General features: G+C 69.0%; 7 protein-coding genes. 4 read left to right on the plus strand and 3 right to left on the minus strand.

Going from position 1 to position 6,180, the window contains the following annotated elements:
* Positions 1–150: 150 nt before the first annotated feature.
* Positions 151–693 carry a hypothetical protein gene (locus ACFWMR_RS29125; protein WP_378380691.1) on the minus strand — a complete coding sequence of 181 codons (543 nt, stop codon included), beginning with the start codon at positions 691–693 and terminating at the stop codon, positions 151–153.
* A 160-nt stretch (positions 694–853) separates the two neighbouring features.
* Positions 854–1,075 carry a hypothetical protein gene (locus ACFWMR_RS29130; RefSeq protein ID WP_378380692.1) on the minus strand — a complete coding sequence of 74 codons (222 nt, stop codon included), beginning with the start codon at positions 1,073–1,075 and terminating at the stop codon, positions 854–856.
* Positions 1,076–1,364: 289 nt separating this feature from the next.
* Between ACFWMR_RS29130 and ACFWMR_RS29135 the strand changes: the two genes are divergently transcribed.
* On the plus strand, positions 1,365–1,937 hold the full coding sequence (locus tag ACFWMR_RS29135; RefSeq protein ID WP_378380693.1) for an RNA polymerase sigma factor: 573 nt from the start codon (positions 1,365–1,367) through the stop codon (positions 1,935–1,937).
* A complete protein-coding gene (locus tag ACFWMR_RS29140) occupies positions 1,930–2,814 on the plus strand; it encodes a CU044_5270 family protein (RefSeq protein WP_378380694.1) in 885 nt (294 codons plus the stop codon). Before ACFWMR_RS29135 ends, ACFWMR_RS29140 begins: the two co-directional genes overlap by 8 nt.
* 48 nt (positions 2,815–2,862) lie before the next feature.
* Here the strand turns inward: ACFWMR_RS29140 and ACFWMR_RS29145 are convergent, their stop codons facing one another.
* A complete protein-coding gene (locus ACFWMR_RS29145; RefSeq protein WP_378380695.1) occupies positions 2,863–3,705 on the minus strand; it encodes a helix-turn-helix transcriptional regulator in 843 nt (280 codons plus the stop codon).
* Positions 3,706–3,806: 101 nt separating this feature from the next.
* On the opposite strand from ACFWMR_RS29145, the gene ACFWMR_RS29150 reads away from it, so the two are divergent.
* Both ACFWMR_RS29150 and ACFWMR_RS29155 read left to right on the plus strand, forming a co-directional pair.
* Positions 3,807–4,598 (plus strand): SDR family NAD(P)-dependent oxidoreductase, encoded by a 792-nt coding sequence (locus ACFWMR_RS29150; protein WP_378275782.1) that lies wholly within the window; start codon positions 3,807–3,809, stop codon positions 4,596–4,598.
* 31 nt (positions 4,599–4,629) lie between these two features.
* Positions 4,630–5,385 (plus strand): SDR family NAD(P)-dependent oxidoreductase, encoded by a 756-nt coding sequence (locus tag ACFWMR_RS29155; protein ID WP_378380696.1) that lies wholly within the window; start codon positions 4,630–4,632, stop codon positions 5,383–5,385.
* Positions 5,386–6,180: the final 795 nt, after the last annotated feature.

Here is a 6,180-nt window from a genome sequence, read left to right on the forward strand (position 1 = left end):
CGTTGGCGCCCACATCACCCCCCTCCCCCGGCCTAAGCAACTCCTGAACCTGCGGCTCCCCTACACCGCGTTATGAGGGTCCGGCCCCGAGCCGGGGGGCCCGCGCCCTGTCGGACGCGGCCCCCGCCGGTGTTCGCGATGGTGCGCCGCTCAGCAGGAAACGCGGGAAACGGGGCTGAAGAACGTCTGGTCGATCATCTTCGGCTCGCCGGTCTTGAAGACGACCACCACACGCAGCTTGGTGTAGAGGTTGCCGCTGGCACACGGCCGCTTGATCTGCTCGCCGCCGCTCAGCGTCCCGAAATTGAACTGGTCGGAGGTGTTGCCGAGCGGGGTGGCTTGGCCCACCCGGAAGATCGCGACGAAGCCGGCGATGCCCGTGACTTCCTGGTCACAGCTGACCGAATAAGTGGCGGCCACCTCGGAGGCGCCTGCCTTGACCGGCGCCGTGTAGTTCACCGTGCAGGTCGTGGCCGCGACGCCCGCCGTGCCCTTCGTGGTTCTTTGGGATATCACCTGTTTCGTGGCGTTGGACCCGAGGGCCGCACGGCTGTCCGCCTTCAGGACGGCATCGGTGTCGACACGTGGCACCGCGGCCGAAGCCGTGCCGGCCGTGATCACGGCCATCGCGAGTAACGCTCCCAACAAGGCCAGGACGTGGCGGAACATCCTGGCGGGCTGACTCTTTTTCATGGAACTTCCTCCCTCGCTTTCGCCTTCACGGCAAGCCTGCCGTTCCGCGAACGGCCGTGTCGTCGTCACATCTCACGAATCGTCGCCCGCCGAGGCCCGGAGATTTGTCACCGCTCACGAACGCCGAAGGACGCGGCAGTTTTTCCGCGCCGTGGGCTTTTCAGTCGAAGTCGGCGTCGCCATCGCCGTTGTCTTCGAAGCCACTTTCACGGCCGGCGCGCCCGCCGTCGTCGTGCGGTGCTTCGGGGAATCCGGCGATCGAGGCACCCACGGTCGTCAGCCCCAGGACGCCGTAGACCAGCCCGACCAGTACGCGGGTGACGTCGGAGGTCGGCTCGCCCGCGCCGTTCACGACGGCGATGTCGCCTGTCACGGTCAACACGGCCAAAATTGTCAGACCGACCCCGAACAGGGACCCGGCCACGCGGCCCATCAGTCCCCAGAAGCTCAGAGCTGGCTTCTGTCCCTTGGACATGGCGACAACGCTACGTCGACTCCGACGCCTGGTGCACCGCTGACCGGAGGCCGGAACCCGGCAGCGGGAGGTAGCCGGTGAAGGAGGATCAGTCCATACCGCACTGCGGGAGTGGGAAGAAGAAACCGCCCGGCGGCGAAGTGGTGGTGAAAGCTGACCGTCGACGGGAAAGGACCCACATGTCAGAGGCGGACACATGACGGCGGGAACGGGCGAGCAGGTGACCGATGCCGACCTGGCCGCCCGGTTGGCGCGGGAACCGGAACTGTTCACCGAAGTGCACGATCGCTACTTCGCGGCCATCTACCGGTATGTGGCAGGCAGGCTGGACGCGCAGACCGCGGAGGACATCGCCGCGGAGACGTTCCTCGTCGCGTTCGACCGGCGCGGCGCGTTCGACCCCGAACGCGGTGAGGTGCGGGCCTGGCTGTTCGGCATCGCCACGAATCTGGTGGCCAGGCACCGCCGCAGGGAGGCTCGCCACTATCGGGCCCTGGCGCGGGTGAGCGTCGCACCGGCGGTCGAGGGGCACGAGAGCACGGTGGTCGCGTCGGTGGCCGCCCGGCGGCTGCTGCCTCGACTCGCGAACGCGCTGGCGCGGCTGTCCAGCGGGGAACGGGACGTGCTGCTGCTCGTGGCGCTCGGCGAGCTCGGGTACGAGGAAGTGGCCACGGCCCTCGGTATCTCCTCCGGCACGGTCGGTTCCCGGCTCAACCGTGCCCGCAAGAAGCTCAACCTCATTCTCACCCCGGAGGCACTCGATGAATGACCTGCAGACGCTGCGCGCCGCGCTGACCCCGGACGAGCCGTCCCAGGACGTCGTCGACCGCAGCCGGCACCGGCTCCAGAACCGGATACGCGGCGGCCGGGCCTCCTTCCGGCGGCGGACCGGATGGCTGATCGCGGGGGCCGGATTCACCGCGGCCGCGGCCGCCGTGGCGATCGCGGTCATGCCGGCCGCGCCGGTCGACAGCCCGGCGGTGCAGACGGTCAGCGGGCAGGAGATCCTGCTCGCGGCCGCGACCGCCGCCGAGCGTTCCCCCGAGGGGGCCGGCACCTACTGGCATGTGAAGGTGACCGAGGCGGACGGCGCCACCGCGTCGATCGAGTACGAGTACTGGATCAAGCCGGACGGTCAGTCATGGATGCGGGGTGCGAAGACAGGAGGCAAGGTCACGCAGCTGGCAACGCTTTCAGCCACCCCGTTCTCACTGGTCGCCATCGATCTGACCCTCGAGCAGTTGCGTGCCCTGCCGACGGACCCGGACGCGCTGAAGGCCTGGATCGCCGACGCCCTCGAGCGCAGCGAGGCCAGGACGAGCGCCGGCGAGCTCACCGCGAGCGACCGGGAACGAGCCGCCTTCCAGTCGTTGATCTCACTGGTGTCCACGCTGCCCGCCACGCCGGAGGTCCGGGCCACGGCCTTCCGCGCGATCGCGGGCCATCCGGGTGTCCAAAACCTCGGCACGGTGCCGGGCGGCCAGGGCCTGGTGCTGCCCGAGGGCGAGCGGCTCGTCGTCGATCCGGCGACCGGACGGGTGAACGGGACGTCGGTCTTCATCACCATGGAGGGCGCGGTTTACCGGGCGGCCGACCCCGCCGGCGCGAAGATCACCGCCGAGTGGACCGACACCCTGCCCTCGTAGTGGATCGGGTGGCCGGGAGCGTGTCCCGCTCCCGGCCACTTCCGCGAGTCAGGTGTCGACCGTGCGCGCGTCGTGCGCGGTGGCGTGGAGGCTGCTCAGCAGCGCGAGGGCGTGGGCGCTGGGGGTGGCGGGTTCGGCGTGGTAGATGATCAGTTGCTGGCCCGGGGCACTGCGCACGTCGAATGCCTGGTAGGTGAGGGTGAGCGGGCCGACGTCGGGGTGCACGAGGTGCTTCGGTTCGCGGGTCTTGCCGCGCACCTGGTGTGTCTCCCACAGGGCGCGGAAGTGCGCGCTTCCGTTTTCGAGTTCGGCCACGAGGTGCCGCAGAGCGGGGTCGTGCGGGTCGAAGCCCGCGGCCACCCGCAGGTTCGCCACGGTGGCCTGAGCGGTCCAGTCCCAGCGTGCGTAGAACTGCCTTCCCGCCGGGTCGAGGAAGGTCATGCGGGCGAGGTTGTCCACCGCACGGAAGGGCGAGAACAGCGCGTCGGCGAGGGTGTTGGTGGCCAGGACGTCCAGGATGCGGTCGAGCACGAACGCGGGGGTCTGCGGGTAGCCGTCCATGAGTTGCCGCAGTTCGGGGCTCACGGTCCGGGGTACTGGCGCAGGTGTGTCGCCCGGTGTGGCGCCGGCCAGCCGGTACAGGTGCTCACGGGCGTCGGGGCCGAGATCCAGCGCGCGGCAGAGGGCGTCGAGCACCTGCGGGGACGGGTGGGTTTCGCGGCCCTGTTCCAGGCGGGTGTAGTAGTCGGCGTTCACCCCGGCGAGCACGGCGACTTCTTCGCGGCGCAGTCCGGTCACCTTGCGGCGGCCGGAGTAGAGCATACCCGCGTCTTCCGGGGATCTCTGTGCGCGGCGCGCTCGCAGGAACGCCCCCAGCTCGCCACTGGCCATGGCACCAGGGTAGGGCGTTGTCCGTCCGGTTGGGAGGGTGCCGCACACCCAGCCACCACACGTCCTGCCGTCACTTGCTCCCGTCGCCGACGCTGGTCGGTATGACAAGCGATATCGACGTCTCAGGCAGGTGGGCCGGCCGCGAGCCGGAGGACGGTGAACTGGAGGGCAAGGTCGCGCTCGTCACCGGCGCCGCCCGCGGGGTCGGCGCGGCCACGGTCGCCTGGCTGCACGCCCGGGGCGCGCGAGTACTGGCCACGGACCTCCGCCCCGAGGTGGATGCTCTCGCCACCCGATTCGACCGGGTGTCCACTCTGGTGGGTGATGTGTCCAGGGAAGACGTCGCGGTGCGGTCGGTGGCCGCGGCGATCGAGCGGTTCGGTGGCGTGGACATCCTGGTCGCCAACGCCGGTCGCTCGGTGAACAAGCCGATCACCGAGACCACCGCGGCCGACTGGGACGGACTGATGTCGGTCAACGCCCGCGGAACCTTCCTGCACGCCAGGGAGGCGTTCCGGGTGATGCGCGAACGCGGCGGGGGCGTGATCGTCACTGTCGGCTCGTTCGCCTGCACGGTCGGCCTGGCCGAGGCGGCGGCCTACAGCGCGTCCAAGGGAGCGTTGGCGCAGCTGACCAAGGTGCTCGCGCTGGAAGGCGGCCCGTATGGCATCCGTGCCAACGTCGTCGCCCCCGGTGTGATCGAGACCGACATGCTCGACGACTTCCGCCCGGACAGCCGGGAGTATTTGCGTTCCTTCGGCGACGCCCACCCCTTGGGCCGTGTCGCGCAGCCCGAGGAGATCGCCGAGGTGATCGGTTTCCTGGCCTCGCCCCGGTCCGGGTTCATCACCGGCGCGGTCGTCGCCGCCGACGGTGGCTACACCGCGGCCTGAAAACCAGCAACCACAACGAAAAGAGCACATCATGCCCGGACGCCTCGACGGCAAGGTCGCGTTGATCACCGGCGCGACAGGCGGCATCGGACGAGCCACCGCGGAACTTTTCGCCCGCGAAGGGGCCGGCCTGGTCGTCACCGACATCGACCGGAACGCGGTGGAAGGCCTTGCTGCGTCACTGGAAGCCGAAGACGCCGACGTGCTGGCGGCCCGGCTGGACGTCGCTTCGCCGGAGAACTGGAGCGAGGCGATCGAGTCGACCCGGCGGCGTTTCGGCCGCCTTGACATCTTGGTCAACATCGCCGGTGTCGTGGACTGGCCCGGTATCGAAGAGACCACAAAGGATGGCTGGGACCGGGTGATCGCGGTCAACCAGACCGGCACCTGGCTCGGGATGAAGGCCGCCATGCCCCTGCTGCGCGCCTCCGGCAACGCCTCGGTCATCAACACCTCCTCGGTGCTCGGCCTGGTGGGCAGCGGAGCGGCCGCCGCCTACCAGGCGTCCAAAGGAGCGGTGCGCCTGCTGACCAAGACCGCCGCCGTCGAATACGCGACCCACGGAGTCCGAGTCAACTCGGTGCACCCCGGCGTCATCGCCACCCCGATGATCCAAGAACTGCTCGACGAACAGGGCGACGAACAACCCGACATCCGGCGCACCCCCATGCGCCGCGCGGGCAGTCCCGCCGAGATCGCTCCCGCGATGCTCTTCTTGGCCGGCGACGAATCCTCGTTCGTCACCGGAGCCGAGTTCGTCGTCGACGGCGGGCTCACCGCACACTGACGACGAGCCCGGAGTTGCCCTTCGGTGTCACCTTCCCCGGGCGCGGCGAACGCTGGCTGGGAAGCGAGAGCGCGAGGCCTTCACCGCCGCTACTCGGCCTGACGGGTCGGCGGTGTTTGTGAAAGCCACTTCAAGGTCAGGGTCTCGGCAAGGTCGCGTAAGCGGGTCGTGAGTCGCGTTTCAGGTTCTGGCGGACTCGGTTTTTGCCTGCCCAGTGGTGTCGTTGGCGAGCGTGGAGGATTTGGGGCGTTGAGTGTCCCGGATCTTCCACGCTCGGTCTGGTTGGTGGGGTTGGTGGGGTTGGTGCTGGATGGTGGTCCGAAGCCGGGGCGACCCCACGATGAAGGAATTGGGACGTTCAACGTCCAATTCCCACATCGTCGCGCCCTGGCAGCCGCGGAACCACCACTCTCGCCCAGTTCAGGCGTGGGTAGGTAAATACCGGTCCGCTCTAACCCGAAACGTCACTCACGACCCGCTGGTGTGGCTGGCGAGTGTGGAGGATTTGGGGCGTTGAGTGTCCCGGATCTTCCACGCTCGGTCTGGTTGGTGGGGGAGCCGGGACTGCGAACGTCCGGATTCGGCGTCGATGGGGCTCTGTTTCGTTGTGGTGCCGGGTGGGGCTGGCGCTGGATCCTGGTGGTCGACGGGGGAGGATTCCGGACGTTGAGCGTCCGGGATCTTCCCCCGTCACCTCGTCTGTCACCGGGTCGCGCCTGGCGCGACCTTGATCAACGGAAGATCCGGGACACTCAACGTCCCCGATCCTCCGTTGATCAAGGTCTGAAGCCGGGG

The sequence above is a fragment of the Amycolatopsis thailandensis genome (assembly GCF_042723255.1).
Lineage (GTDB): Bacteria > Actinomycetota > Actinomycetes > Mycobacteriales > Pseudonocardiaceae > Amycolatopsis > Amycolatopsis thailandensis.

What these genes read in the sequence shown, in the direction of transcription:
- ACFWMR_RS29125 (WP_378380691.1), bottom strand. Translation starts at nt 693, where the DNA reads ATGAAAAAGAGTCAGCCCGCCAGGATGTTCCGCCACGTCCTGGCCTTG.
- ACFWMR_RS29140 (WP_378380694.1), top strand. Translation starts at nt 1,930, where the DNA reads ATGAATGACCTGCAGACGCTGCGCGCCGCGCTGACCCCGGACGAGCCG.
- ACFWMR_RS29155 (WP_378380696.1), top strand. Translation starts at nt 4,630, where the DNA reads ATGCCCGGACGCCTCGACGGCAAGGTCGCGTTGATCACCGGCGCGACA.
- ACFWMR_RS29145 (WP_378380695.1), bottom strand. Translation starts at nt 3,705, where the DNA reads ATGGCCAGTGGCGAGCTGGGGGCGTTCCTGCGAGCGCGCCGCGCACAG.
- ACFWMR_RS29135 (WP_378380693.1), top strand. Translation starts at nt 1,365, where the DNA reads ATGACGGCGGGAACGGGCGAGCAGGTGACCGATGCCGACCTGGCCGCC.
- ACFWMR_RS29150 (WP_378275782.1), top strand. Translation starts at nt 3,807, where the DNA reads ATGACAAGCGATATCGACGTCTCAGGCAGGTGGGCCGGCCGCGAGCCG.